Below are 25912 nucleotides of genomic sequence, written 5' to 3' on the forward strand. Positions count from 1 at the left end.
CCCCCGCCGACCACCCGGCCGACGAGGACGACGCGAACCACGACGTGGCCGACCTGGACGACCCCGACGGGGCGGACAGCCCGGTCGGGATGGACAGTGCTGGCGGCTCGGACGCCCCCACCGACTCCATGGATGACACTGCCGACCCGTACGATGCCGCGAACGCCGACGAACCCACCGACGATGCCGAGGATCACGCTGCGAACGCCGGCCACCTCACGGACCACGACGAGGCAAACGGCGCGGACGACGGCGAAGGCCACCAGGACCACGGCAGCGATGACGCCGCCCGTCGGCCGCGTGAAGGATCCGCGCACGCCTCCTCCCGGACCCGGCGCAGGCACCACGAGCAAGCGGACACTGCAGAAGCGGAACGCCGGTTGTTGCGGTGGAAGGTGCCCGGACTGTTGCTGTCTACCGGTCAACTGCTGTCGCTGGCCGACCTGGAACGGCTGGCCCGTACCTCCACGCTGGTGCGGCTGGTGATGGACGCCGACGGTCAAGTCCTCGACATGGGCCGGGGTGTACGGCTGGCCACCAAGCCGCAGCGCAAAGCCGTGTTCGCCCGATACTCCACATGCTGGATCGACGGCTGCCCGCTCCCCGCGACCCTGTGCCAGATCGACCACGCCGACAACTGGGCAGACGGCGGACTGACCGACCTCCAGCTTCTTGGACCGGCGTGCCAGCACCACAACCGTGATCGCTACCGGCATCCAGAACGCTATGTGCGGCGCAGGGAGGGCAAGGACCGGTGGGCTTTCACCTACACCGGCCCCCGCTACCGCACCAGACACCGCCGGACGACCACCAGCGGGATGACCACAGGGCCGCCCACCAGCGGAGACCCACTCTGACACCCACCGGGGCATGCGCTGCCGGTGATGATGGCGCGCCGTGTGACAGCCGCAAGGCGGGCTTGGCGGCGGCCGACACCAGACCGACCTCAATCGGTATGCAGATCCAGCCGCTACGTGCGCGTCGAGTCGCCGCCTTCGCCGAAGGGTTCGATTGTGGCTGCCGGAGGCCCACGCACTACGCGGTGAGCTCCGCGCGCGCCTTGAGGGTCGCCAGCCGGAACGCCGCCCGGAACGCCGCCCGGAACAGCGAGCCGGAACCGAGCCGGAACCGAGCCGGAACCGAGCCGGGATCGCCAGTCGAAACAGCTAGTCAGAACAGCCAGCGAAAGCCCGTGCCCAGACCCCCACCCGAGCCCTCCACGCCCCGATCCTCTCGCGCCATTGATCTCTCCGCGCGATGCGACTGGCGGGCGATGTCGCCGATGACTGCTTAGGGTGTGGCACATGGCGGTGTGGGATGACGTACGCCGGATCGCGCTGGCTCTGCCTGAGACGACTGAGCAGTCGTCGCGGGGTGTGCTCCAGTGGCGGGTCAAGGACAAGCTGTTCGCCTGGGAGCGGCCCTTGCGGCGTGGCGACCTCGAAGCGCTCGGGGAAGCCGCTCCCGACGGGCCGATCCTTGCGGTGCGCGTGCAGGATCTGGGCGTGAAGGAGGCCCTGCTGGCAAGCGGCGGGGACGCTTATTTCACTACGCCGCATTTCGACGGCTACCCGGCCGTCCTCATGCGGCTGGATCTCATGTCCGTGCCCGAGCTGGAAGAGCTGATCACCGAGTCGTGGCTGGATCGCGCGCCGAAGCGTCTTGCGGCCGCCTATTTGAGTACGTCGGGCTTCAGGGCATCGGACACGGGAGCGTCAGGCCTCAACGAGTCAGGCTGATCGCGGTGCCGCGCAGGAGACCGGTGGGGAAGTGATGCAGAGATCGCGCGCCGTCCGCGGTGATCTCGAACATCTCGCCGGTCTGCACACCGGCTTGCAGGTCGGGGGTGCAGACGTTCGGCTGTACGACGACCGTCATGCCCTCTTCGAGAGGAAGCAGGTCACGCCCGGACGGTTCGGACCGGTGGCTCAGCACAGGGGGCAGGTAGCCGCCGCCGAGTCCGTGCACGAGGTCGTCGACCGTGGTGAAACCCGCGTCGAGCACCAGGTCGGCGGCCGCGCGGAGCTCGGCAGGCCGGACACCGGGGCGGAGCAGGCCGGAGATGGCCGCGAACGCCGCGTCGGCGACGTCGTGCAGTTCCCGGTAGAGGGCGGTCGGCTCCGCGTCGACGGTGACGGTGCGAAGCAGCTGGCCCGGGTAGTCAGGGCCCCAGGTGGTGCTGAGTTCGAAGACCACGACCCATCCCGCGGCCAGCCGGCGAGAGGTGGCCCACTGGCCGGGGGCGCATCGGTCGGGGGCGTTCATCGGGGTGGAGGCCACATAGTGAATATGGTTTTCGGCCCCGGTTCCCGCGTACGCCGATTCGACCGCCGAGATCAGGTCGAGTTCGGTCGCGCCGGGCACAGCCGCCGAGACGAGCGCAGCGCCCGACAGGTCGGTGAGCGAGGCGGCATGCCGTAGCCAGGCCAGTTCCTCGCCGCTCTTGCGCGCCCGAAGCCCGCCGTACTCGGCGTCCAGCTCCACCACGGCCCCGACGGTGTCGAGCGCGGCGCGCAGGCGCACCGGCACGGGGCCGATCGTTCCGATGCGGCGTGCCGGTCCGAGGGCGGCCACGACCGTGTCCGGTGTGCGCTCGCCGAGCCCGGCGACGTGGCAGTCCCGGGCCAGCCTGCGCGCGTTCGGCACATGGTTGGGGAAGCCCACCAGGAGGGTCGGCTGCTCATCGGGCCGCAACACGACCACGGCTTCACGGGTCACCTGCCAGCCGGTCAGCCAGGGCACCGCGCTGCCGAACCGGTTGGCGCCGTAGGCGACCACCACGTCCAGTTCGTGCCGGGCGGCCAGTTCGTGCACCGCGGCGCTCCGGCGGTGGATCTCCGCGTCGGTGAACGGGGGTGGAGGCGTACCCACGCCGGGGGTGGCGATCAGCGGCATGCTCTGCACTGTAACGGCTATGCACTCGTTTGCAACAGCCCTGTTCCTGTCCCCGGGCAGGTGAGCCGGGATCAGCCCCGGCGGGCCCGGGCCCGCCGTTTCCCCTCGTGCATGGCCTGGACCCGGGCGATCGGGATGGTGTGTCCCTCCTCGATCAGGTCGGCGGGCAGCGCTTGCGGTTCGGGCATGAGATCGGCCCACGGATCGCCGTCGCCGACGAGGCGGGCCGCCGTGTGCAGGGTGAAGTCGGCGGGGGAGACCCGGTCGAGGTCGCCCCAGGCGATGGGGAACGACACCGGCACGCCGGGCCGTATGCGCGGGCTGTAGGCGGCGACCACCGTCGCGCCGCCGGCTCTGGTCGAGTCGAGGAACACCTTGCCGCCGCGGTCCTCCTTGATGAAGGCCGTCGTCGCGAGCGCGGGGTCGAGCCGCTCGGCCCGCGCGGCGAGCGCGCGGGTGGCGGCGGCCGCGTCCGCCATGTCCGTCTCCGGCGCGATCGGGACGAATACGTGCACGCCCTTGGCGCCACTGGTCTTGACCGCTCCGGCCAGGCCGGCGTCGGCCAGCGCCTGGCGCACCAGATGGGCTGCCCGTACGGCAAGGCCGAACGCGTCGCCCTCCGGAGGGTCGAGATCGAGCACGAGGTGCGTCTGCCGGTCCCACCGGCCCGCGAGCACGAGCCCGGGGTGATATTCGACCGCCCGCTGGTTGGCGAACCACAACAGGGTCCTGCGGTCGTCGCACAGGGCGTAGGAGACCTCACGTTTCGAGGTCTCCGCCCATACGGTGACCGTGCGCACCCAGGAGGGGGCGTATTTCGGGACGTTCTTCTGCATGAACGGCTCCTGCCCCGCGCGGACCCGGACCACCGAAAGCGGGCGGTCCCGGAGAGCGGCGACGACGCGGTCGCTCATGACGTCCAGGTAGTCGACCAGGTCGCGCTTGGTCGCGCCGGCCCCGTCGAACAGCGGCTGGTCGAGATTGGTGAGCGGCACGTCGTCCCGCACCTCGTCGGTCGCCATTCGTTCACCATGCCACAAGGCACCGACATGCCGTGAAACCCCCGTGAAACCGGTCCTCTGTACGTTTGCCTTGATCGCCACGGGGCGGCATCACCGGACACGGGGGTGCTGGTGATGCCTTTACGCCGCTCTCTCGGCCGCGCGTGCGGCCGGGAGAGCGGCGCGATCAAAGGCTGACCGACTCGAGAGGAACACCGATGAAGAAGAAGACGGCGGCGGCGCTACTGGCCCTCGTCGTGGCGGCGGTGCTCGGCGGGAGCGCCACCCCGGCCTCCGCGGTCGACAGCCCGTGCGCGTCCCAGAAGTACGGCTGCGACAGCCACTGGATGGAGCCCAATCCCGGCAACGGTCAGTGAGGCCGCGGGTCAGTGCGGGGAGACCGGCCGTGCCGTGCTGACGGCATGAAGCTCCTGCCTGGCACGTTCGCGCCAGACGGACAGGCCGATCTCCTCGAACGACTCGGCGGCCCGGCTGAGCAGCGTCATGGCCAAGCCGGGGTCGCCGCGAGAGGCGGCGACGCGTCCCGCGGCCAGCCTGGCCCGGGCCGCGAGGAACGGCTCGCCCACCTCGTCGGCGATCTCAAGGGCGGCCTCGAGCCGAGCGTCCGCGGCGTCGAGGTCGCCGGCCAGCAGGCGGGCCTCGCCGATCCCGAGCAGGCCGTACGCCTCGCCGATCTTGTCGCCGACCGACTGGGCGGACGTCAGGACCTCGTGGAAGGCGTCCCCCGCCTGTGCCGCCCTGCCCTGGGCCAGATGAAGCGTGCCGAGCCGGTTGAGGATCTGCGCGGCGCCCCGCACGTTGCCGAGGTCGCGGTAGATCGCCAGGGCGGTCTCCAGGAGCCCGGTGGCCTCGACGGCCCGGCCGAGCTCGATGTGAATCTGGGCGATGCTTCCGAGCACGTGGGCCTCGGCGTGCCGGTCGCGGGCCTCGCGGAGCATCCGCAGCGCGGGACGGTAACGCCGCAGCGCCGTTCCCGCCTGTCCTTCCACGCGTTCGATGAGCGCGGCGTTGCGCAGGGTCAGCGCCTGGCCGTGGCGGTCGCCGACGGTCTGGAACAGCGCGAGCGCGGCGTCCAGGTGTGGGCGGGCGGCCGTGTAGCGCTGCCGGAACAGGTCGAGTGTGCCGAGCGAATAACGCATCGCGGCCTCGCCGCGCACGTCGCCGGTGCGCCGTGCCGTGCTGAGGGCGATCTGGGAGGTGTGCCGCCAGTCGTCAAACAGGCCCTGCGCCTCGAAGAGCGTGATCGCGGTCATCGCGAGGTCCCAGCAGGTCTCGCTCAGCCCCAGTGCGGCGGCCTGCTCGACGGCGGTCACGAGGCCGAGCCGTTCCGCGCGCAGCCATCCGGCGGGGTCCTCCAGCAGCCGCGAGGCGGTGGTCTCGCCGCAACTCCAGCGCGGGCCGTCGCCGTGCAGCACCGTGTAGTCGCCGCCGTACTGCCGCCGGTGGGCCAGCTCGGCCAGCGCGAGGTAGGCCCCGGTCAGCCGGGTGAGCGCGGCGGCCGAGGCGCCCGGAGGCTCGTCGGCCTCCCCGCGTTCCCTGGCGTGCAGCCGTACCAGGTCGTGGACCCGGTAACGCGGCTCGCCGAGGTCGTCCATGCCGGCGTATTCGACGAGCCTGGCCTCCACCAGGCCTTCGAGCACGTCCTCCGCGGCACGCGTCTCGGCGTCGAGCAGCGGCCCGGCGACCCATCCCGCGAAGTCGGGGGTCTCCAGCAACCCGAGGCGGCGGAAGAGCACGCGGCTGCGCTCGGGCAACCCGGAGTAGCCGAGTGCCAGGCTCGCGCGCACCGAGAGGGTCCCATGGGTGAGCTCGTCGAGCCGGTCGCGCTCGGCGGCCAGCCGGGAGATCAGCCGTTCCACCGTCCAGTGGGGGCGCGCGGCCAGGCGTGCCCCGGCGATCCGCAGTGCGAGGGGGAGCCGTCCGCACAGCTCGGCCAGCCGGGTGGCGGCCTGCGCGTCTTCGGCCAGCTCGCCGCGCCCGGTGATCGTCGCGAGCAGTTCGACGGCGGCGGGGTCGTCCAGCACGCCGAGGACCATGCGGTGGGTGCCGGGCAGGCCGGGCACGGCCGTGAGTGCGGCCCGGCTGGTGATCAGCACCGCGCAGCCGCTTTCGGGCGGGATCAGCGGCTCGACCTGCGCCTCGTCGGCGGCGTCGTCGAGCAGCACCAGCACGCGCCGGCCGGCCAGCCGGGCGCGGAAGGCCTCGGCCCGCTCGTCGAGGCCGTCGGGGATCGCGGTGCCGGGCATGCCGAGCGCGCGCAGGAACCGGGCCAGCGCCTGCGACGTCTCGACGGGTTCGGCACTCGCCCCGCGCAGGTTCACGTACAGCTGGCCGTCGGGGAAGTCGCCGCGCACCTCGTGCGCGGCCTGTACGGCCAGGGCGGTCTTGCCCACTCCCGGCATGCCGGACACGGCGCAGATCACGGGCCCGCCGGAGGAGGGGCCGCGCACCATCGCGGTGAGCCGGCGCAGCTCGCGGCCGCGGCCTGTGAGGTCGCCGACCGGCGCGGGAAGCATGAACGGCGGCGGGTCGGGCGCGGGAGCCGGATCCTTGGTGGTCGCGGCGGGGCCGGGGGCCGGGCCGGCGTCCAGGGAGGCGTCCGCGTCGCCGCGCAGGATCGCCTGCTCGAGCGCACGCAGTTGCGCTCCCGGCTCCAGCCCCAGCTCCCCGGCCAGCGCGGCGCGGATGCGCCGGTAGGCGTCGAGCGCCTCGGTGCGCCGCCCGGCCCGGTGCATCGCCAGCATCAGCCGGGCTCCCACCGCCTCCGCCAGAGGGTTCTCCGCCACCATCGAGATCAGCTCGGGGATGATCTCGGCATGCCTGCCGAGGGCCAGGTCGGCGTCGATGCGCTCAGTCAGCAGCCGCCTTCGGTCCTGCTCCAGCCGTTCGGCGGCCTCGTCCAGCGAGGGGATGCCGTCCAGCCCCGCGAAGGGGCGGCCGTGCCACAGCGCGAGCGCGTCCCTCTGCAGATCGGCGGCGGACGGCAGGTCGCCTCGGTCGAGCGCGCGCCTGGCCTGCTCGGCCAGTTCAGCGAAGTGCCAGGCGTCCACCTCTTCGGCGAGCGCCGACAACGCGTAACCGGACCGGTCGTGCCTGATGCGGCCGGGGTCGTCGAGCGACTTGCGCAGCCGGTGTACGAGCACCTGGAGGTTCTTGCCCGCCCGCGGCCCGAAGTGGTCGCCCCACATGGCCTCGACCAGCGTCTCGGCGGGCACGACGCGTCCCCACGCGCAGACGAGCAGGGCGAGCAGTTGCTCCTGCCGCCGCGATGACAACGGGGCCGGATGCCCGTCGACGACCAGGGTCACGTCGCCGAGTACCCGGAAACGCATCGAAGCTTCCCCTCAGCCGGATTCGGCGAGGATAGCCCGGTTGATCCCGATCACGGTAGTGCGCGGAATACCGGTCAGCCGCTCCGCTTCCTCCACGCCCACACCAGCAGGGCGACGCCGATCAGCGCCACGATCGCGCCCAGCACGGCGTACTGCCCGTGGCCCGACATCATCGAGCCGCCGAGGACGCCCGTGCCCTGCGCGATCCAGATGCCCCCGACCAAGATGAAAAGGACGCCGACGACGCCGCGAACCCACATGATCCCGCTCCGATCCGCGCGGCACGCCGTGTCGCCCGCGCCAGCACACAGTACTTCCATGCTCCGGACAAACCTGGCCGAACAAGGCTTGGCGCTTCTTACAGGGTGATTACCTGTCGAGTACGACCAGGACGTGGATGCATGGGTGTAACGCGACCACCCTTTTGACCGGATTCCGTCATAACCTGTCAGGCATGGACGGCGAGAGCGTACTTGGCGAGTTCCTTCGCGCTCGGCGTCGGGTCACGACCCTCGACCAGGTGGGGCTGCGAAGCATCGGACCACGACGCCGGACGCCCGGGCTGCGCCGCGAAGAGGTGGCGATGCTGGCGGGGATCAGCATCGACTACTACACACGGCTGGAGCAGGGCAGGGAACGCAGCCCGTCCGACCAGGTCCTCGACGCCCTCGCGGTCGTCTTCCAGCTCGGGCACGAGGCGACCGAACACCTCCACGAGCTCGCGCGCGCCAAGCACTCCCGTCGCCGTCCGGCCTCCCAGGACCACGTGGTCGACTCGCGGCTCCTGCGGCTCATGGACGGCTGGACGCTCGCTCCGGCCTACGTGGTGAACCGCCGGCTCGACGTGCTGGCGAAGAACAAGGTCGCCGTCGCGCTCTACGAGGGGCTGCAGCACAGTGACAACCTGCTCCGGCTGGCCCTGCTCAACCCGGTCGCGCGCGACTTCTACCTGGACTGGGAGCACGACACCAGCTCGAAGGTGGCCCACCTGCGCGCGAACGCGGGAATGGACGGCGGCGACCCGTTCCTGCAGGAGCTGATCGACGAGCTGTCGGACGGCAGCGAGGACTTCCGCCGCATGTGGGACCGCTACGACGTGCAGGGCAGGACCCGCGCGCCCGTACGGTTCCACCACCACCGGGTAGGGGACGTGATCACCGACATGGAGGTGTTCAGCATCGACAGCGCACCCGGTCAGAAGCTGATCGTCTTCCAGGTGGAGCCGGGCAGCCCGTCGGAACGCGCGCTGGCCCGTCTGATCACGGGCCGGGGCTCGTTCACCGCGCTGCCCGGCTGAGCGTCATCGGCCGGTGAGCCGGGTCAGCAGCGTGTACGGCAGCAGCCGCACGACCGTGGCCGCCAGCTTGGCGTCCCGCCCGATGAGGAGGCGCGGCCGGAGCCGCGCTCCGGTCAGCGCGCCGACGACGAGGGCGGCGGCACGCTCGGGCGGGATCCCGCGGGCGGCGGACTTCATGGCGTCGGCGCGGGCCGCGCTGATCATCTCGGCGTAGCGTCCTGCCTCCTCCGGAAGCTCCTTGATCAGGTCGTCGCCCGCGGCCACGCCCCGATCCCAGATCGGCGTCGCGACCTTGCCGGGCTCGACCAGCACCACGCCGATCCCGGACGGGGCCAGCTCGGCCCGCAGGCTGTCGGTGAGCCCGGCCAGGCCGAACTTCGCCGCGTGATACGGCCCGAGCATCGGGCCGGCGATCCGCCCGCCGATCGAGCCGACCATCACGATCCGCGGGTGGGCGCCCGCGTCGCGGGCCTGCCGCAGCGCGGGCAGCATGACCTGGGTCACCAGGAGCTGGCCGGTCAGGTTGATCTCGATCTGCCGCCGGAAGATCTCCAGGGGCAGGTATTCCAGCGGCCCGGCCAGCGCCACGCCCGCGTTGTTCACCAACCCGTGCAACGGCCCCGCCTCCCGCACCCGCTCGCCCGCCGCGCGTACGGACGCCTCGTCGGTGAGGTCCATCCGCAGCACGCTCACCTGGCCGGGATGCTCGCGCAGCAGCGACTCCTCGTCCGCTGCGCTGCGCACCGCCGCCCACACGTGATGGCCCTGGCCGGCGAGCAGGGCGACGCAGGCGCGGCCGATGCCGGTCGAGGCGCCGGTGACCACGACCGACCGTTGTTCAGACGACATTGCGACCTGATTTCCTCGGGACTGTTGTCAGGACCCTATTTTGGGCCGTCCTGTCCCGGCCGGTCCTGTCCCGGCTGCCGCAGCGCCGTCCACAGGGTGCGGTAGAAGTCGGCGTAGGTGCGTTCGACGTGCACGGCGTAGGCCCGGGTCTCGTCGTGCCGCTCGGGCAGCCGGTTGATCGGGACGCTCATCGCGGCATGGTGCTCGATGTGGAGGTTGTTGCCGTTGGTGAACCACGTGCTCAGCCGGCTTCCGCGGATCGAGCGGGTGTTGCGCAGCACGTCGGTGCTCTCGGTGTCGCAGAGCACGTGCTCGGGCAGCTCCACGAGGAAGTGCATCGGCACGGCCACGATGAGGGGCAGCACCCACAACACCAGGGGGTACCTCCAGTAGCCCGCCAGGGCGACGCCGAGCGCCCCCAGCACGACCACGCCCAGGATCACGTGCTCGGTCACGATGCGGCGGCGCATGGCGGGGCTGACCGGGCCGAACTGGTAGGCCCAGCGGCCCGTGGCCGCGCGCACGACGTCCGCCAGCACCGAGCCGAGCCGCGGATAGTCGATCAGGCCGCGCAGCAGGTGGCCGACGGTGAGCGGCCCCCGGGTGTCGAATCCGAAGAACTCGGTGTCCTGCGGGGTGCCCAGGTAGCGGTGGTGCTGTAGGTGGCGCAGCCGGTAGTGGCTGTAGACGACCAGGAGCGGGATCCCGAGCGGCACCCCGATCAGGCGGTGCGGCCACGCCCGGCGGAAGGCAGAGTGGTGCAGGCACTGGTGCTGGAGTTCGACGGCGTGGGTGTACATGGCGGCCAGCACCACGACGCCCACGGCCACCATCAGCGGTTCGGGGCGCAGTGCCAGAACCACGCCGGCCGCGGTGAGCACGGCGAGCACGGCGAGTTTGACCACGAAGACGGCCTGGTCGGCAGAGGCCACCTTGGTCCGTGAGTACAGCAGCGCGGGGCCGGCGACGGTTGTTGCGGTCATGATTCCTCCCGATGGCGCGGAGCCGGTCAACGTCCGCTGAGCAGCACGACGTGGGTGCCGGACAGTCCGCCCGCGGCCTCGGCGTGGGCGAGCAGGCCGGCCATCGCGACCGACCCGGCGGCGGTGGGGTGGGCGCCGAAACCGGCCAGCGCGGCCCTGGCCGCGAGCAGCTGCTCGTCGTCGGCGCCGTACACCGTCCCGCCGGTGTCGGCGATCGCGGTCATCGCCTCGGCCCCCTGCAGGGCGTGCCAGTTGACCAGCGGCTGGTTGTGGTCGGTGGTGGTGACGCCGTCCGGCGGCAACATCGTGTATTCGCCGGGCCAGCTCGTCACGACCGGGTTGTTGCCCGCCGAGCACACCCCGTTGATCACCGTCGGCCAGCCGAGCGCCCGCACCTGCCGGTGCACGGCGATCGTCGTGGTGCCGTTGCCCACGGGGATCCACAGTGCGGCGGGCGGCTCGCCGAGGGCGGCACGCAGCGCGGGCACCACGACGCCGTGCCCTTCGAAGACCGCGTCCACGTACGGCCCGTCGACGTTGCCGTCGACCGCGCCGTCCGCTTCGGCGAGGCGGCGGGACTCGTCCACGGCGTCCTCGTAGCTGCCGGGCACCAGGTGCACGTTCGCGCCCTGCTCGCGCATCCACGCGCCGCCGTCGCTCCAGCCCTCGGGGAGGACGACCGTGCAGGCCATGCCCGCCGTACGGCAGGCCATCGCCATCGCCCGGCCGTAGTTGCCGCAGGTCGCGATGACGACGCGGCGGTGACCGTCGGCCGCCGCACGGGCGATGACGGCCCGGGCCGCGGGCTCCTTGTGGCTTCCGGAGGCGTAACGGGTCTCGTCCTTGACGAGGACCCGGGCGCCGGGGGCGAGCCCAGGGATGAGCGCGGAGGCGTCGATCAGTGGCGTGCCGTACGCGTCGACGGGCGCGACGGAGTTCGGCGGGGCTTGCGTGGACATGCTGCTCCTCAGATGCGGGCCCAGAGGGCCGGGGGGTTCGAAAGGAAGTCAGTCGCGGGTGGCGGCGGCGAGCAGGGCGTCCGCCTCGCGCTGCAGCTCGTCACGGTCGCCGATCTCGGCGGGCGGGAGCGCGTCGGGCAGCGCGTCCTCGACGAAGCGCAGCGGGCGGTTGAACCAGCCGCGTACGGCCCAGGCCAGCTGGAGCAGGCCGCTGACGACGACCAGCAGCGCGAGCCCGCGTCCGGGGCCGGTGCCGATCACGAGGCCGGCCGAGCCGGCGAGCGCGCCGCCGGGCTCCAGGAGGGGCTGGACGTAGTGGTCGGCAAGCGGCCCCACCACGAGGTAGCCGAGCGGCATGGTCAGCATCATCATCGTGATGAAGATCGACAGGACGCGGCCCTGCAGCTCGAAGCCGACCTTGGTCTGGATCAGCGCGATCCAGTGGCCCTCGGCCATCGACTCGCCGAAGGTCAGCAGGAACATGCCGGCCACGGCGAAGGCGGGGTGGAGGCCGACGCCGACGAGGGACATCGCCAGGCTGGCCACGCCCATGAAGACGATCATTCCGTTGGCGCGGCGCGCGGTGCCGCCCCACAGCCCCATGACCATGCTTCCGGCGAGGCCGCCGACCCCTCCCGCGGCCAGCGCGGCGCCGAGCGCGAGCGGCGACTGCTCGATCAGCAGCATCGGGGTGATCACCGCGAAGCCGAGGGTGTAGAAGGCGTGGTCGATGACGAAGAAGCGCAGGGCTGCCCGCAGGCCCGGCCTGCGGGTGATGTAGCGCCATCCGTTGGCGATCTCACGGCGGAAGGTCTCCTCCCGCCGCCGGAAGAGCAGGTCGGGGAACCGCACGGTCAGCAGGGTGGCCACGCCCACGCAGAAGGTGAGCACGTCGAGCAGGATCACCCCGGAGATGCCGATCAGGCCGATCAGCCCGGCGCCGAGCATCGGGGCGAAGACGAGTCCCACCCCGACCCCGAGTTGGGTGATGCCGGTGGCGTGCCCCAGATAGCGCTTCGGCACCAGTTGGGCCACCGCGGCGAGGTAGGCGGGGCGCTGGAACGCCCCGGCGATCGAGGTGACCGAGACGGCGAGGTAGACCTGCCAGAGCGCCAGGCCTTCGCCGAAGACCAGCAGGCCCAGCACGCCCATCGCGACGGCGGCCGTCGCGTCGCTGGCGAGCATGACCCTGCGCCGGTCCCAGCGGTCGGCCACGGCTCCGGCGAGCGGGCCCGCCAGGATGCCCGGCAGCATGCCGACGGCGCTGATCACGGAGAAGTCCGTGAGGGAACCGGTCCGCTGGAAGACCCAGATGCTCAGCACGAGCGTGCTCAGCCCGCTGCCGATCATCGAGATGAACTGCCCGAGGGCCACGATCGCGAACCGGGACAGGCTCGGCGCCACCCGCCGCGCGGGCTGCGGCGCGTCGGCGGCCGCCTCGGCGACAGGGGGTTCGGCCGGCTCCGGCTCCGTACGGCCACGCCACCGGTCGGCATGTTCGGTCAGCACGCCGGCCAGCGGCTCGGCGTGGCTCTTGACGAAGAAGTGGCCCGCCTTGGGCAGCACCGCGAGGCCGACCTCGTCGCCGAAGTGCTCCCACTCGTGGTGGCGCTCCTGGTAGTGCTCGGTCACGCGGTCGCGGGCCCCCACGACGCTGAGGATGGGCGCCCGCAGCCGCCGCTGGTCGCCGTCCTGGTAGGCCGCGGTGAAGTACTCCTCGGCGTCGCGGGCGTCGTGCCGGACGTTGCGCAGCACGAACGCCTCGTCCTCCGGGCTGTCCAGATCGGTGAAGCCCCCACGGCCCCGCAGGTAGGCCATGTATTCGCGGTCGGAGGTGAAGCGGTCGCTCGGGATGAGCCGGTAGAACCAGTCGAAGAAGCGCCCGGGCAGCCGTGCCGTCGGGAATCCGGCGCCGAGGGCGACGCCGAGGATCTCCACCCCTGACTCCTCCGCGAGCCTGGCGATCTCCACGGTGGCGGCCACACCGAGGCAGTGGCCGTACAGCAGGATCGGCCCGCTCAGCTCCTTGAGCTCGGGGAGCACCTGGGCGGCCACCTCGGCTCCCGGCAGCAGGGGCTCGTCGGGAAGGCCGCGATCGTGGCCGGGCAGCTCCAGGGCGTGCAGCGCCCACTCGTCGGGGAGTGCCGCCGCGAGGGGCTGGTAGGCGATCGCGCTGCCGCCCGAGTACGGCACGGCCACCACCGTGACGCCGCCCGGCCCGGGGTCGGCGGCGTCGGTGAGCCGGTGCAGCAGCCGCCGCGGCCGGTCGCCCGCCGCCGGGCGGGCGTCGAGCACGGCGGCAAGGCCGCGTACCGTCGGATGCTGGTAGAGCTCCACCAAAGTCGGCGCCGGCTCGATTCGCCTGACCAGCCGGAGCGCGGTGAAGGAGTCGCCGCCGAGGGCGAAGAAGCTGTCGTCGATCCCGACGTCCGGCAGGCCGAGCACCTCGCGCCACACCGCCGCGATCCGCCGTTCCGTGGCGGTGCGGGGCGCCGTTCCCGCGGGGGCCGCGCCGGTGTCGGGCGGCGCGGGGAGCGCCCGCCGGTCGAGCTTGCCGTTAGGGGTCAGCGGCAGCTTCGCCAGCGCGACCACCCGGGCGGGCACCATGTGCACCGGCAGCGTGGCGGCGAGCCCTTCGCGGACCGAGGTTTCCGTGACCTCGTCCTCCGGCCGTGCCACCACGTAGCCCACGAGCTGCGCGATGCCGGACGGCAGGGGGTGCACCGCGGCGGCGCAGGCCAGCACCCCGGGCAGCGCGCCGATGGCGGCCTCCACCTCGCCGAGCTCCACCCGGTAGCCGTTGACCTTGACCTGGTCGTCGAGGCGGCCGAGGAAGTCGACCGTGCCGTCACGGTGGAACCTCGCCGAGTCGCCGGTCCGGTACATCCGGGCGCCAGGCAACCACGGGTCGGGCACGAACCGGTCGGCGGTCAGCTCGGGGCGGTCGTGGTAGCCGGGCGCGACGCCGACGCCGCCGAGATACAGCTCGCCGACCACTCCCGGGGGCACCGGCTGCCGGTGCGCGTCCAGCACGTACACGCGGTTGTTGGGGAACGGCCGGCCGATCGGCAGTGGCGCGTCCTGAGGCAGGCCGCTCACGTCGCCGTCGAAATAGACGTTGTCGACCGTGACCTCGGTGACGCCGTACGCGTTGACCACCCGGCCGGTCTCCCCGACGAGCCTGCGGGCCAGTTCGTATTCGCCGACGTGCCATTTCTCGCCGCCGCCGATCAGCAACCTGACGAAGTCGAGCCGCTGCCCCTCGGCCTCGACGTGCCGGAGCAGGGTCCGCAGCACCGCGGGCACCAGCTCGGTGGACTCGACCCGTTCCCGGCGCATCAGCGCGTACAGGTCGGCGGGGTCGAGCAGCACCTCGCGCGGCACGACCACGAGGCGGCCTCCGGTGCACAACGCGCGCAGCGTCTCGCCGACGAACATGTCGAAGGAGAAGCTGGCCGCCTGCTGGTAGGTCCACGACGGCTCCAGCAGGTAGGCGTGCTGCCACATCGCCACCGCGTGCACGAGGTTGCCGTGACCGACCACCACGCCCTTGGCCTGCCCCGTCGAACCCGACGTGTAGATGACGTAGGCGGGGTCGGCCGCCGTGTTGACCGCCGGGAGGTCTTCACCGCCGAGCGCCTCGATCTCCGCGGCGTCGCGGTCGAGGGCGACGACCGCGACGCCGTCCGGCGCCGGGGGCGCTCCTGCCAGGTCGAGCCGGGTGATCAGGGCGAGCGACCGGCTGTCGGTCAGCATGTAGCGCAGCCGGTCGGCGGGGTAGGCAGGGTCCAGCGGCACGTAGGCGCCGCCCGCCTTGAGCACCGCCCACATCGCGACGAACAGCTCGATTCCCCGGTCGAGGCAGATCGCCACCCGCGTGCCCGGCTCGACACCGTGCGCGCGCAGCCTGCGGGCCAGCCGGTTGGCCCGCGTGTTGAGCTCCCCGTAGCCGATGGTCGTGTCGCGGTAGGTCAGCGCGGGTGCGTCCGGGGTCGCCGCGGCGCACCGCTCGAACAGCTCGTGCACGGTGACCGCCCGCGGCAGCGGGATCGCGCTGTCGTTCCACGCGTGCAGGATCGTGTCCCGCTCGGCCGCGTCGAGCAGCTCCAGCCGGGTGACCGGCGTCGAAGGCGTGGTGGCGCCCGCCGCCAGCAGGGTCAGCAGGTGGTCCAGGAGCGCGCCGGCCCGCTCGGCGTCGAACAGCTCGGCGGCGTAGTCGATGCTCATGACCGGGCCGTCCACGGGGAAGTCGAGCCCGACGGCGAGGTCGACCATGGTCGCCGCGGGAGGCACCTCGCCCGCGTACCGCAGGAGGCCGCCGGGCGCGGGCGTGTTGTGCACGGTCAGCATGACCGGGCTGAGCCGGTTGCGGTTGCCGCTGGCCGGCCGTCCCGTGGCGGTGATGACGTCCGGCAGCGCGAGGTCCTGGTGGTCGAGGTCGGCGACCACGGACGCGCGCACCCGGGCGAGCAGCTCGGTGAACGTCGGCTCGCCGCCGACGTCGCCGCGCAGCGGAAGGATGTTGAGGGCCGCCCCGATCAGCCGCTCCAGGCCGGCGTCGGTCCGCCCGGCGACGGGCGCGAGCACGGTCACATCCGACCGGCCGGTGTAGCGGTGCAGGACGGCCTGAAAACCGGCCAGCACCACCATGAAAAGACTGGCCTGATGGTCCCGCCCCACCTCGCGGAGCCGGTCGACCAGGCCGGGGTCGAGCGTCCGGGAGACCCGGCCTGCGGCGAAGGACCGCACGGGCGGACGGGGCCGGTCCGCGGGCAGTTCCAGGTCGAGGTCGGCCCCGGCGAAGCGGTCCCGCCAGTAGGCGGTGAGGGCCGCGTCCGCGGCCCGTTCGGCGTGGCGGCGGGCGAGGTCGGGCGCCAGGGCAGGAGACGCGTCGTCCGGCGTGCGGCCCGCTGCCAGGCGCTCATACAGGGCGGCCAGCTCGTCGCCGAACACCCCGGCCGACCAGCCGTCGAAGACGAGGTGGTGCACGATCAGCAGCAGTTCGTCGTCGCCGCCGGTGCGCAGCAGCAGCACGCGGGCGAGCGGGCCTTCGGCGAGGTCGATCGGCTCGCGTACGGCTCGGCGGCGCATGTCGTCGGCCTGGGCCTCCCGTTCGCCGGCGGGCAGGTCGCTCAGGTCGGCCTCGGTCAGGCGCAGGGAGCCCTCCGGATCGACGAGCATGACCGGCTCGTCGCCGTCCATCGGAAACCGCGTCCTGAACGCGGGGTGCCTGCGGGCGAGCTCGTCGAGGCACTCGGCCAGGACGTCGGCCCTGACCCGTCCCGCCCAGCGGTATCGGATGCCCAGGGTGTGCGCGGGCAGATCGGCGCACACCTGCTCGGCCACCCAGAAGTCGCGCTGCAGCGGGGCGAGCGGCCGGGGGCCCGCGTCGGACTGCGCGTCCGGCCGCGACTCCGGCGGGACGGACGCCCGCACCGGCTCCCCGACGCGCTCCACGACGCATTCCACGACGCATTCCACGACGGCGGCGAGGGTCGGCGCGGCATACAACCGGCCGAGGGTCAGCTCCGCACCGTGCTCGCGCCGCAGCGCGCTGATCATGCGGATGGCGTCGAGGGAGTCGCCGCCGAGCGCGAAGAAGTCGTCGCCGGGGGCGATGTCGCGTGCGCCGAGCAACCGCGACCACAGGGCCCGGACCCGGTCCTCGGGCGTGTCGTGTCCCGTGTCGTGTCCTGTGTCGGTTCCTGTGTCGCCGTCGACGGCGGAGTCGTCGATCGCCTCGGCCAGCGAGGCCCGGTCGACCTTGCCCTGTGCGGTCATCGGGAAGGCGGAGTGCACGGTGAACACCGAGGGCACCAGGTGGCCCGGCAGCGTCTGGGCGAGCGCCTGCCGTACGGACGCGGTGTCGAGGTCGCCGTTGAGCTCGCCGCCCCCGGCGGTCAGCAGGCGGGCGGCCAGCCTCTGCTGCCCGGCCCGGTCCTCGACCACCACGACGGCGTCGGCCACCCCCGGCAGCTCGCGCAGCCGGGCCTCGATCTCGCCCGGCTCGATACGGAAACCGCGGAGCTTCACCTGCTGGTCGAGCCGGCCGAGGTACGCGAGCCCGCCGTCGGGCAGCAGGCGGACCCGGTCGCCGGTGCGGTATTCCGCCGCGCCGTCCGGGCCGGGGACGAACCGCTCGGCCGTCAGCTCGGGGCGGCCCAGGTAACCGGTGGCGACGCCCGCTCCGCCGATGTACAGCTCTCCGGGTTCGCCCGCGGCCACCGGTTCGCCGTCCGGCGCCAGCACGCGGCACGACACACCCGGCAGCGGATGCCCGATCGGCACCGGCTCGTCACCGGCCCAGTCGGTGAGGTCGGCGACGGTGGCCACCACGGTCGTCTCGGTCGGGCCGTAGGTGTTGAGCAGGCGCACGGGTGCACCTCGACCTGGGCGGCCCGCCCGTGCCTGCCAGCGCCGGACCGCGGCCGCGTGCGCCGCCTCACCACCGATGATCACCAGGCGTACGGCCTGCGGGAGCTCCGCCTCGCCCCGGTCGAGGGCGCCGACGAGCTCGTGCCAGTAGGCGGTCGGAAGGTCGAGCACGGTAACGCCCAGCGCGGCGCACCGGTCGAGGAACAGGTCGGGGCGGCTGATCATGTCCTCGTCGCGCACCACCACGGTGGCGCCGGCGGCGAGCGTGGGGAAGATCTCCTCGACGCTCGCGTCGAAGCTGAGCGAGGCGAACTGGAGCACCCGGTCGTCCGGGGCGATGCCGTACCGCTGCGCGGCGGCCCGGCTGAAGGCCGACAGCGCGCGGCGGGGAACCACCACGCCCTTGGGCCGGCCGGTGGAGCCCGAGGTGAAGATGACGTAGGCGGGGCCGTCTGCCGGCGCCCGTGTCCCGCGGTCTTCGTCCGCGCGCTCGGGCAGCCCGGTCAGCCGCAGCACCGGCGTGCCGTCCAACTCCGGGGCCTCGCCGTCGCCGGAGGTGAGCACGAGCCGGGGCCGGGCGTCGCCGACCATGAGGTTCAGGCGGGCGGCCGGGTAGGCCGGGTCGAGCGGCACATAACCGGCCCTCGCGCGCAGGACGGCCAGCATCGCGACCACGGCCGTACGGCCACGCGGCAGGCAAAGCCCGACCAGGTCGCCCGCGCGCACCCCGGCCTCGTCGAGTGCGGCGCTCAGGCGCGCGGCCTGGTCCATGAGTTCGGCGTAGGTCAGGGAACCCGCCGTGTCGACCAGGGCCGGCGCTGCCGGGGTGTTCCTTGCCCGCTCCTCGATGAGGTCGAGAACGTCCGGCGGCGGCATCGCCTCCGATCCGTTGGAACGAACCACATCGGACACGTTGACGTCTTGCGCCGGGCTCACCGTACGTCTCCCTGATCGGGGGGCTGGGGGACTGCGGTTGAACGTTACAAAGCAGTCGACTTAGACGGGTGAACGGTGGTCAAAGCCTCAATGTGGGACGCGTGTAGATAGATCCGAATAAAATTCATCTTCTCTGAGAGTTACCTCCGTGATTCCTGGAAAGAACTGTCCGAATGGCGGCGCCGGGGTCCGGCACCGCCGGGATCACTCGGCGTCGAGCCGCACGGCCTGCCGGATGTAGTCGCGCAGGGCGTCCTTGTCCACGGCGTCGACCTTCTTGATCTTCACGTGCCGTGTCGTCTTCCCCACGCCGTCGAGCAGGCCGAAGGTGTCGTCGAAGTCCGCGCCGCGCGCGAAGGCGAACGTGATGTGCGTCTTGCTGGGACTGATGATCGCCAGGAGCTTCCTGCCCTGCCAGGCGGGCGATCCGCGGCTGATGACCTCCTCGGCGTCCGGGGCGCACTCTTTCATGAGGTCGCGCAGGAGGCCGACGATGCTCCGGTGCTCGGGCAGCACCTTGGTCTCGACGAACTCGTCGACGGCTTCACTGCTCACGGGGGACCTCCCTGAATGTCGGCTGTCTCGTCGAGTGCCATGATCGTGCAGGGCCGTGCTCGGCGGGAGGGTTTCCCTGCATGGGGCCGCGGATGCGAAAGGCCCGCCTGCCGGAGGTGACGAATCTCCTGCAGACGGGCCCCGCGTCGCCGGGCCGGCGTTCAGCCGGAGTTCGACGCTTCCGGTGACGCCGCCGCTTGTGACGGAGACGGTCACGGTGCCATTACGGTGTGCGGTCACCTTGCCGCTGACCGGATCCACCGAGGCGACCTTCGGGTTGTTGTCGCTCACCTCATAGCGGTTAAATGTCTGCTATGTGACTTTTGCTGACATCGGTCACATCGATCGCACGAACAATCAGAGGCGATCTCCCAGGCCCCGCTTCGGCCCCTCGTACTGCTTCGGAAGGGTGTAGCCCCGGGCGGCGAGCACGGTGCGCAGCCGGTCCGGGTAGTCGGTGATGAGGCCGTCGACGCCGTCGTCGATGAGCTTGTTCATCGTGGGCTCGTCGTCGACGGTCCACGGGATCACCTTCAGGCCGAGCCGGTGCGCCTCGGCGACCATCGCCTTGGTCACGTACGGCTGGTAGCCGGGGTCGGTCACCTTCCCGTTCTGCGGGAAGCCGTGGACGGGGGAGAAGGCCGAAGCGCCGAAGGACGTCACCGCCTTCAGCGGGTCGCCGCCGAAGTCGTCGATGTCGATCCCGCCCAGCCACGGCGACGCACCCGGCAGGCCGGTCTGGAGGAAGTCGTAGTTGGTGAGGGCGACGAGCGGCAGTTGCGGCTCCACCTGGCGCATGCGCATGAGCGAGCCCCAGTCGAAGCTCTGGATCGTGACCTGCCTGAGCATGTGCGCGCGCCGGATCTCCCGCACGGCCACCTGGACGAACTGCTCACGGGGGGCGGTCTCGCTGGGCGCCCCCGCCTCGACCTTGGTCTCGACGTTCAGCGTGACGTCGTGCGCGTGGAAGCGCTTGACCAGGTCGAACACCTCGCTGAGCAGCGGCATGCGGGCGCCGGGCGCGGGCCGCTGGCCGGGGAAGTCGGGCAGCGGCGTGGACCCGCAGTCGAGCGTCCTGACCTGGGCGAAGGTGAGGGTGTTCACGTATTTGCCGACGTACGGATATTCGGCGTCGCCGGGCGTCACGGGTCCGGTGTCGCGGCACTTGCGGCCGTCCACCTTGCGGTCGTGGGTGACGACGGCCTTGCCGTCCTGGGTGATCTGGATGTCGAGTTCGAGGGTGCTGACGCCGACGCGCAGCCCGTTGGCGAAGGAGTCGAGCGTGCTCTCCACCACCAGGCCCAGCCCGCCCCGGTGGGCCTGGAGGTCGAAACTCCTGCGGTGATGCCCGCCGTGGCCGGAGTCCGCGAAGGCCGGACCCGGGAGGGCGGCGAGCGGGACCACGGCGAGCGCGGCGGCGGCGATGATGCGCAATCTCATGACGCCTTCCTGACGTTAGGGGAGGGTGCGGAACGGCCCGGTCACCTCGTAGGTGATCCCGCCGCTCCCGGTGGAGTCGCCGGAGGGGCCGCGCTGTGAGGAGAAGTAGAGACGCCTGCCGTCGGGCGAGAACGCGGGCCCGGTGATCTCCGACGACGACTGGCCGAGGATGCGCAGGAACGGCGCGACGACGCCGTCGGCGGTGATGACGTTGATCTCCATGTTGCCGCCGTCCTCGGCGACGTACAGGTCGCGGCTGGTGGGTGCGCCGGTGATGTTGTCGACGCCCGTGAGCGAGGGCGTGCCACCGGTCACCTGGGTGGCGTCGTAGGCCAGGTCGAGGGTGGAGTTCGCGGCGTCGTAGGCCCACACGCGGTTGTCGCCCTTGGTGGTGAAGTAGCAGACGCCCGCGTCGTACCAGCAGCCCTCGCCGCCGTCGAAGTGCTTCGCCGCGCCGACCTGGTGGCGCGTGGGAATCGGGAAGCCGTCGCGGTCGGGGATGTCGCGCCAGGTCACCGGGCCGGTCACCTGACCGGAGGGGGCGCAGAGCACCTGCACGTGGCCGTAGCGGAGGTCACCCCAGGTGTCGGGGACGAACCGGTAGAAGCAGCCGTCCTCCTCGTCCTCGGTCATGTACACCACCTGCCGGACGGGGTCGCAGGCCGCCGCCTCATGCTTGAAGCGGCCCATCCGGGTGCGCTCCTCGCCGGCACGGCCGCCGCCGGGCCAGGTCTCGAAGATCCGGCCGAGCGCGATCTCCTCGCAGGACATCCACGTGCCCCACGGGGTGGCGCCGCCCGCGCAGTTGAGGTTGCTGCCGGACAGGATCCGGTAGGCCGAGGTGATCGTGCCGTCGGCGGCGAAGCGCACCGCCGACGCGCCGCCGATGAGCGGGATCTCAGAGTTGGAGACGTAGATCCAGCCGCTTCCGTCGGGGAAGCAGGCGCCGCCGTCCGGCGCCCAGTGCCAGGTGTGGCCGGCAACCTGCCGGCCGGAGCGGGCGATCACCCGGCTGGTGAACCCGGCCGGCAGCTGGATGCCGTTGGCGTCGGCCGCCTGCAGTGTTCCGTACGGGCCGGGACCCGGCTGGGCGACGGCTCCGAAGGCCTCGCCCCACAGCGCTCCGGAGAACGCCGTACCTCCCGCTCCGATGACGGCCGCGCGTAGTACGGTTCGACGATCCACCGATGCCTCCCGGTTGACGATCTACGGTCATCAGCCGGAACGTAGATCGGTCAAGCGACGGGAGGCATCCGGCGGCATGAACGGCCGGTGTCGCTTCCGGGGTCGGCCGGAGAAGAGGTCAGCCGGAGAAGAGCTGGGTCAGTTTCAGGATCAGCTCGTAGACGCCGTAGGCGAACGGCAGGCCCACCCACAGCCAGGCGAGGATCAGCAGGGGAGTGTGGCGGGACGCCCGCGTCGACTGGTGGGCCATCATGAGCCTCCCTGCGGCGTCGCCAGCGGCTCCGCCGATGTGAGCACGGGTTCGTGGTACTTGTCGCTGACGGGACGGATCAGCTCGTTGGCCACGAAGCCGATCACCAGCAGCCCGATCATGATGTAGAGGGACGTGGTGTAGAGGGCGGGGCCCGTCTTGCCCGCGGCCTCCTGGGAGTCGGCGATGGCGTTGACGATGAGCGGGCCGAGCACGCCCGCGATCGACCAGGCGGTGAGCAGGCGGCCGTGGATGGCGCCCACCTGGTAGGTGCCGAACAGGTCCTTGAGGTAGGCGGGGACGGTGGCGAACCCTCCGCCGTAGAACGACAGGATGCCGATGGCGCAGAGGATGAACACGAAGTTGTGGGAGTCGCCGGCCAGCGCGATGACGAGGTACAGCAGGGCGCCTGCGCCGAGGTAGACCCGGTACATGTTCTTCCGGCCGATGAGGTCGGAGGTCGACGACCACACGATGCGCCCGGTCATGTTCGCCAGCGACAGCAGCGCGACGAAGCCCGCGGCCGCTCCGGCGCTGACGGGCGTGGCCGTGTGGGCGAAGAAGTCCTGGATCATCGGGGCGGCCTTCTCCAGGATGCCGATGCCCGCGGTGACGTTGAAGCACAGGACCACCCACAGGCACCAGAACTGCGGGGTGCGGATGGCGTTGCGCGCCGAGACGTTCGCCGTGGTCACCAGGGCCCGCGTCGCGGCCGCGGCGGGGTTCCAGCCCTCGGGCAGCCAGCCGTCGCGCGGGACGCGCACCAGGAACACGCCGAGCGACATGAAGAGCGCGTAGACCAGTCCGTGCACGAGGAAGGTCTCCGCGATGCCGCCCGTGCCGGCGCCGAAGGAGCTCAGCATCTGGGTGGACCACGGCGAGGCGATGAGCGCGCCGCCGCCGAAGCCCATGATGGCGATGCCGGTCGCCATGCCGGGACGGTCGGGGAACCACTTCATCAGCGTGGAGACCGGGGAGATGTAGCCGATGCCGAGGCCGATGCCGCCGACGAACCCGTAGCCGAGCACGACCAGCCAGTACTGCCGGGTGGCCACGCCCAGGGCGGAGATCAGGAAGCCGGAGGAGAAGCAGACCATCGAGATGAACATCGCCCAGCGCGGCCCGTTGCGCTCGACCAGCGGCCCGCCGAACGCGGCCGACAGGCCGAGCATGACGATGCCGAGCTGGAAGGGCAGGGCGCTTGCCGTGCCGGACAGGTCGAGCGCCTTCTCGAGCGGAGGCTTGAAGACGCTCCATGCGTAGGCCTGCCCGATGGACAGGTGTACGGCGAGGGCGGCCGGAGGCACGAGCCACCGGCTCCATGTGGCGGGCGCCACCGTACGTGAACGGCTGAGAAACCCGCTGGAATGAGCAACTATCGGCGTTTTGCCATCTTCGGGCATGAACAGGCAGTATGTCGCAGTCAATATGACTTGTCTATGCTGACTTTTCGCAGTCAACCCGGCACTGTGTGATCGCTCACACCATATCGGGCGTACTTTTAATGCGGAACGGCCGGAAGTGAGGTCTCGGGTGGCGAAGAAGGCTCCGCGTCAGGATCCCGGTGACGAGGGACTCAAAGTCGGACCTCCGAAGGAGTCGGCCGCGGGGGTCCCCGGCGTCGCGCACTCCCTGACGACGTCCTACGCGCAGATGGGCGTCAGGCGCACGTTCCTGACGCTGGCACGGGTGAACCAGAAGGACGGCTTCGACTGCCCGGGCTGCGCCTGGCCGGAAGGCGACCACCGCAGCCACGCCGAGTTCTGCGAGAACGGCGCGAAGGCGGTCGCCGAGGAGGCCACGCTGCGCCGCGTGACCCGCGCCTTCTTCGACGAGTACGGCGTGTCCGAGCTGGCCGGCCGCACCGACTACTGGCTGGGACAGCAGGGCCGGCTCACCGAGCCGATGTACAAGCCGGCGGGCTCCGACCACTACCAGCCGGTGAGCTGGGACGAGGCGTTCTCGATCATCACCAGGGAGCTGCGCGGGCTGGAAAGCCCGGACGAGGCCCTGTTCTACACCTCGGGGCGGACCTCGAACGAGGCCGCGTTCGCCTACCAGCTCATGGTGCGCAGGTTCGGCACGAACAACCTGCCCGACTGCTCCAACATGTGTCACGAGTCCAGCGGTTCCGCGCTCACCGAGACGCTCGGCATCGGCAAGGGCACGGTGTCGCTCGACGACCTCTACAAGGCCGACCTGATCTTCGTGGTCGGGCAGAACCCCGGCACCAACCACCCGCGCATGTTGTCCGCGCTGGAGAAGGCCAAGCGCAACGGCGCCCGCATCGTCGCGGTCAACCCGTTGCCGGAGGCCGGGCTGATCCGCTTCAGGAACCCCCAGCGCGCGAGCGGGGTCGTCGGCCGCGGCACGAAGCTGGCCGACCGGTTCCTGCAGATCCGGCTCAACGGCGACATGGCGCTCTTCCAGGCGATGTCCCGGTTGCTGCTGGAGGCCGAGGACGCCGCGCCGGGGACCGTGGTCGACCGCGAGTTCGTCGAGACCCACACGCACGGGTTCCGCGAGTTCGAGAAGAACGTCCGCGAGCTCGACTGGGCGGAGGCCGAAGAGGCGACCGGGCTGCCCCGGGAGGCCATCGAGGGTGCGGCGCAGGACGTGCTCGCCGCCGACTCCGTCGTCGTGTGCTGGGCCATGGGGCTCACCCAGCACAAGAACTCCGTGGCCACGATCCGCGAGGTCGTCAACTTCCTGCTGCTGCGGGGCAACGTCGGCCGGCCCGGCGCCGGGGTCTGCCCGGTACGGGGGCACTCCAACGTCCAGGGCGACCGCACGATGGGCATCTACGAGAAGCCGCCGGCGGCCTTCCTCGACGCGTTGCGCGGGGAGTTCGGGTTCGAGCCGCCGCGCCGCCACGGCCACGACGCCGTCGAATCCATCCGCGCGCTGCGGGACGGCCAGGCCAAGGTGTTCATCGCGATGGGCGGCAACTTCGTCGCCGCCACCCCCGACACCGCCGTGACCGAGGCAGCGATGCGCGGGGCGAGGCTCACGGTGCAGGTGTCGACCAAACTCAACCGCTCCCACGCCGTGTGCGGGGAGCAGGCCCTCATCCTTCCCACGCTGGGCCGTACGGAGCGGGACGGCGACCGGTTCGTGACGGTGGAGGACTCGATGGGCCTGGTGCACGCCTCGCGCGGGCGGATGGAGCCCGCCTCGCCCGACCTCCTTTCGGAGGTGGCCATCGTCTGCCGGCTGGCCCGCAGGCTCTTCGAGCAGGACGGCCAGGCCGGCATCCCGTGGGAGCGGTTCGAGGCCGACTACGACGAGATCCGCGACAGGATCGAGCGGGTGGTGCCCGGGTTCGACGACTTCAATGCCCGGGTGCGGGTTCCCGGCGGATTCGCCCTGCCCAACGCCCCGCGCGACGAGCGGCGGTTCCCGACCGCCACTGGGAAGGCGAACTTCACCGCCAACCAGCTCGAGGTCCTGCGTGTGACGCCGGGACGGCTCCTGCTGCAGACCGTGCGCAGCCACGACCAGTACAACACCACCGTCTACGGCCTGGACGACCGCTACCGCGGCGTGCACGGCGGGCGCCGGGTCGTCTTCGTCAACCCCGACGACCTGGCCGAACGCGGCATGGCCGACGGTGACCTCGTCGACCTGATCAGCGAGTGGCCCGACGGGGAGCGCAGGGCGGAGGCGTTCCGCGTCATCGCCTACCCGACCGCGCGGGGGTGCTGCGCCGCCTACTTCCCGGAGACCAACGTGCTCGTGCCGCTGGACTCCACCGCGGACACCTCCAACACCCCCACGTCCAAGAGCGTCGTCGTACGGCTCAGGCGGCACACTCCGGCCGCCTGAGCCGCACGA

The 25912-nt window shown here is 71.7% G+C and carries 18 protein-coding genes and 1 pseudogene; 5 read left to right on the forward strand and 14 right to left on the reverse strand.

What is annotated here, in order from left to right:
• Positions 1-857, forward strand: an 857-nt coding sequence (locus Pth03_RS34865; RefSeq protein WP_505874491.1) for an HNH endonuclease signature motif containing protein, incomplete at its 5' end; no start/stop codon positions are given.
• A gap of 447 nt (positions 858-1304) precedes the next feature.
• The gene (locus tag Pth03_RS34870) at positions 1305-1739 is read left to right on the forward strand and encodes an MmcQ/YjbR family DNA-binding protein (RefSeq protein ID WP_203948741.1); all 435 of its coding nucleotides are present in this window, start codon (positions 1305-1307) and stop codon (positions 1737-1739) included.
• Here the strand turns inward: Pth03_RS34870 and Pth03_RS34875 are convergent.
• On the reverse strand, positions 1723-2895 hold the full coding sequence (locus tag Pth03_RS34875) for a M24 family metallopeptidase (RefSeq protein WP_203948742.1): 1173 nt from the start codon (positions 2893-2895) through the stop codon (positions 1723-1725). The two genes, Pth03_RS34870 and Pth03_RS34875, sit on opposite strands and share 17 nt — an antisense overlap.
• A gap of 71 nt (positions 2896-2966) precedes the next feature.
• The gene (locus Pth03_RS34880) at positions 2967-3917 is read right to left on the reverse strand and encodes a DNA polymerase domain-containing protein (protein WP_203948743.1); all 951 of its coding nucleotides are present in this window, start codon (positions 3915-3917) and stop codon (positions 2967-2969) included.
• 197 nt (positions 3918-4114) lie between these two features.
• On the opposite strand from Pth03_RS34880, the gene Pth03_RS34885 reads away from it, so the two are divergent.
• Positions 4115-4273: a hypothetical protein gene (locus Pth03_RS34885; RefSeq protein ID WP_203948744.1), complete on the forward strand. Its 159-nt coding sequence runs from the start codon at positions 4115-4117 to the stop codon at positions 4271-4273.
• Positions 4274-4282: 9 nt separating this feature from the next.
• Here the strand turns inward: Pth03_RS34885 and Pth03_RS34890 are convergent, their stop codons facing one another.
• A complete protein-coding gene (locus Pth03_RS34890; protein WP_203948745.1) occupies positions 4283-7249 on the reverse strand; it encodes an AfsR/SARP family transcriptional regulator in 2967 nt (988 codons plus the stop codon).
• 74 nt (positions 7250-7323) lie between these two features.
• Positions 7324-7509 carry a hypothetical protein gene (locus Pth03_RS34895; protein WP_203948746.1) on the reverse strand — a complete coding sequence of 62 codons (186 nt, stop codon included), beginning with the start codon at positions 7507-7509 and terminating at the stop codon, positions 7324-7326.
• A 194-nt stretch (positions 7510-7703) separates the two neighbouring features.
• Between Pth03_RS34895 and Pth03_RS34900 the strand changes: the two genes are divergently transcribed.
• Positions 7704-8546, forward strand: a complete 843-nt coding sequence (locus Pth03_RS34900) for a helix-turn-helix transcriptional regulator (protein WP_203948747.1) — start codon at positions 7704-7706, stop codon at positions 8544-8546.
• 3 nt (positions 8547-8549) lie between these two features.
• Here Pth03_RS34900 and Pth03_RS34905 read toward each other — a convergent pair whose 3' ends face one another.
• The 10 genes and pseudogenes from Pth03_RS34905 to Pth03_RS34940 all read right to left on the reverse strand — a co-directional run bounded on the left by Pth03_RS34905 (position 8550) and on the right by Pth03_RS34940 (position 23385).
• Positions 8550-9395 (reverse strand): SDR family NAD(P)-dependent oxidoreductase, encoded by an 846-nt coding sequence (locus tag Pth03_RS34905; RefSeq protein ID WP_203948748.1) that lies wholly within the window; start codon positions 9393-9395, stop codon positions 8550-8552.
• A gap of 35 nt (positions 9396-9430) precedes the next feature.
• Positions 9431-10378 (reverse strand): fatty acid desaturase family protein, encoded by a 948-nt coding sequence (locus Pth03_RS34910; RefSeq protein WP_203948749.1) that lies wholly within the window; start codon positions 10376-10378, stop codon positions 9431-9433.
• A 26-nt stretch (positions 10379-10404) separates the two neighbouring features.
• The gene (locus tag Pth03_RS34915; RefSeq protein ID WP_203948750.1) at positions 10405-11337 is read right to left on the reverse strand and encodes a pyridoxal-phosphate dependent enzyme; all 933 of its coding nucleotides are present in this window, start codon (positions 11335-11337) and stop codon (positions 10405-10407) included.
• Between the two features lie 48 nt (positions 11338-11385).
• Positions 11386-18648 (reverse strand): non-ribosomal peptide synthetase/MFS transporter, encoded by a 7263-nt coding sequence (locus tag Pth03_RS34920; RefSeq protein WP_203948751.1) that lies wholly within the window; start codon positions 18646-18648, stop codon positions 11386-11388.
• 204 nt (positions 18649-18852) lie between these two features.
• The gene (locus Pth03_RS41805; protein ID WP_239119596.1) at positions 18853-19203 is read right to left on the reverse strand and encodes a DUF1801 domain-containing protein; all 351 of its coding nucleotides are present in this window, start codon (positions 19201-19203) and stop codon (positions 18853-18855) included.
• Between the two features lie 183 nt (positions 19204-19386).
• Positions 19387-19494 (reverse strand): annotated as a pseudogene (locus Pth03_RS42665) (immunoglobulin-like domain-containing protein); the annotation flags it as partial.
• Positions 19495-19560: 66 nt separating this feature from the next.
• Complete coding sequence (locus Pth03_RS34930; RefSeq protein ID WP_203948753.1) at positions 19561-20643, reverse strand: glycerophosphodiester phosphodiesterase family protein; 1083 nt, start codon at positions 20641-20643, stop codon at positions 19561-19563.
• Between the two features lie 15 nt (positions 20644-20658).
• The gene (locus Pth03_RS34935; protein WP_203948754.1) at positions 20659-21828 is read right to left on the reverse strand and encodes an alkaline phosphatase PhoX; all 1170 of its coding nucleotides are present in this window, start codon (positions 21826-21828) and stop codon (positions 20659-20661) included.
• Between the two features lie 118 nt (positions 21829-21946).
• On the reverse strand, positions 21947-22081 hold the full coding sequence (locus Pth03_RS42260; RefSeq protein WP_275413270.1) for an MFS transporter small subunit: 135 nt from the start codon (positions 22079-22081) through the stop codon (positions 21947-21949).
• The gene (locus Pth03_RS34940) at positions 22078-23385 is read right to left on the reverse strand and encodes an L-lactate MFS transporter (RefSeq protein WP_444544182.1); all 1308 of its coding nucleotides are present in this window, start codon (positions 23383-23385) and stop codon (positions 22078-22080) included. The genes Pth03_RS42260 and Pth03_RS34940 overlap by 4 nt, the downstream gene beginning before the upstream one ends.
• Before the next feature lie 226 nt (positions 23386-23611).
• Between Pth03_RS34940 and Pth03_RS34945 the strand changes: the two genes are divergently transcribed.
• The gene (locus Pth03_RS34945; protein ID WP_203948756.1) at positions 23612-25903 is read left to right on the forward strand and encodes an FdhF/YdeP family oxidoreductase; all 2292 of its coding nucleotides are present in this window, start codon (positions 23612-23614) and stop codon (positions 25901-25903) included.
• Positions 25904-25912 lie beyond the last annotated feature (9 nt).

The sequence above is a fragment of the Planotetraspora thailandica genome, assembly GCF_016863335.1.
GTDB lineage: Bacteria > Actinomycetota > Actinomycetes > Streptosporangiales > Streptosporangiaceae > Planotetraspora > Planotetraspora thailandica.